The sequence below is a fragment of the Rhodococcus sp. NPDC019050 genome (assembly GCF_055664235.1).
In genome coordinates, this window is record NZ_JBVOON010000044.1 from 1 (window position 1) to 1,892 (window position 1,892).

1 protein-coding gene is annotated in these 1,892 nt (G+C 63.4%); it reads left to right on the top strand.

Translation table 11 applies throughout. From position 1 onward, the window contains the following. Nucleotides 1-1,892 (top strand): amino acid adenylation domain-containing protein (locus tag AC0B44_RS21180; RefSeq protein ID WP_471904694.1); only part of this gene is annotated, 1,892 nt, incomplete at both ends.

A 1,892-nucleotide genomic window follows, 5' to 3' on the forward strand; every position in this document is an offset into this window, starting at 1 on the left:
CTGATCTCGCGGGGTGTGGGTCCGGAGACGACGGTGGGGCTGGCGGTGCGCCGGTCGTTGGATCTGCTGGTGGGGATGTATGCGATCGTGCGGGCCGGTGGTGCGTATGTGCCGATCGATCCGGATCAGCCTGCCGAGCGTAATGGTTTCATTGTGGAGTCGGTGTCGCCGGTGTTGGTGGTGTCGACGTCGCGGGACGGGTTCGAGCTTCCCGAGTCCGAGTTCGGGTCCGGGTCGGTTCCGGTGGTGTCGATCGACACTCTGGATCTTTCGGGCGTTGCGGCCGGTCCGGTGTCGGATGCGGAGCGGATTTCGCCGTTGCGGCCGTCGAATACGGCGTATGTGATTTTCACGTCGGGGTCGACGGGCCGGCCGAAGGGTGTGGCGGTGTCGCATGGTTCGGTGGTCAATCAGGTGTCGTGGTTGGTAGCCGAGTACGGGCTGTCGCCGGAAGATGTGGTGTTGCAGAAGACGCCGTTTACGTTCGATGTGTCGGTGTGGGAGCTGTTCGGCGGGTTGGCAGCGGGTGCGCGTGTGGTGATCGCGAGCACCGACGGACATCGGGATCCGGCGTATCTTGCTCGCGTGATCCATCAGGAGCGGATCACTGCGACGTCGTTCGTGCCGTCGATGCTTGCTGTGTTCGCCGCTGTCGCCACGCGCGAGGAGTGCGCGTCGTTGCGTGTGGTTCTTGTTGCGGGTGAAGCGTTCCCTGCGGCGTTGGTCGATCAGTGCGCTGGACTCGGTTTGCCGCAGTTGCACAACTTGTACGGTCCGACCGAGGCGACGGTGCATGTCACGGCGCGGTCGGCCGAGGCGGGTATTGCGGGTGCGGTCCCGATCGGCACCCCTGTGTGGAATACCCGGACCTATGTTTTGGACCAGCGGCTGGTGCCGGTGCCGGTCGGAGTTATCGGTGAGCTGTATCTGTCGGGTGTGCAGGTCGCGAGGGGGTATTTCGGGCGTGCAGCATTGTCGGCGGAGCGTTTTGTGGCGTCGCCGTTCGGTGTGGGTGAGCGTCTTTATCGCACGGGTGATGTGGTGCGGTGGAATGCCGATGGGGAGTTGGAGTACATCGGTCGTTCCGATTTTCAGGTGAAGTTGCGGGGGTTGCGGATCGAGCTCGGTGAGATCGAATCTGCTCTTCTGAGCTTGGATGGTGTCGGTCAGGCTGTGGTGCTGGTGCGTTCGGATGCGCATGCGGGTGAGCAGTTGGTGGCGTATGTGGTGCCGGCTGCGGGTGCGTCGGTGGATTCTGTGGTGTTGTTGCGTCGGTTGGGTGCGGTGTTGCCGGGTTATATGGTGCCGTCGGCGATGGTGGTGCTCGATGAGTTCCCGCTCAACAGCAGTGGGAAGCTTGATCGTAAGGCGTTGCCTTCCCCTGTCTTCGAGGCTCGGGAGTTCCGGGCGCCGCAGACAACCGTCGAGCAGGTTGTGGCGTCGGTGTTTTCCGAGGTGCTCGGTGTCGAGCGTGTCGGGCTCGATGATGATTTCTTCGCTTTGGGTGGTAACTCGCTGATTGCGACCCAGGTGGTCGCGCGCCTGGGTGCGGGGCTCGGTACTCGGGTGCCGGTGCGGGTGTTGTTCGAGGCGTCCACCGTCGGGGAACTTGCGGTGCGGGTGGAGCAGGTGTCCGGTGGGAGTGCCGGGGTTCCGTTGGTTGCTCGGGTTCGGCCTGCGCAGATTCCGTTGTCGTTGGCGCAGCAGCGGATGTGGTTCCTCAACCGGTTGGATCCGGGGTCGGCGGCGAACAATATTCCGGCGGTAATCAGGTTGTCGGGATCGTTGGATGTCGATGCGTTGCAGGCCGCGGTGTCGGATGTCGTCGCACGGCACGAGTCGTTGCGGACGGTGTATCCGGAGATCGACGGAGTCGGATTCCAAGAGATCCT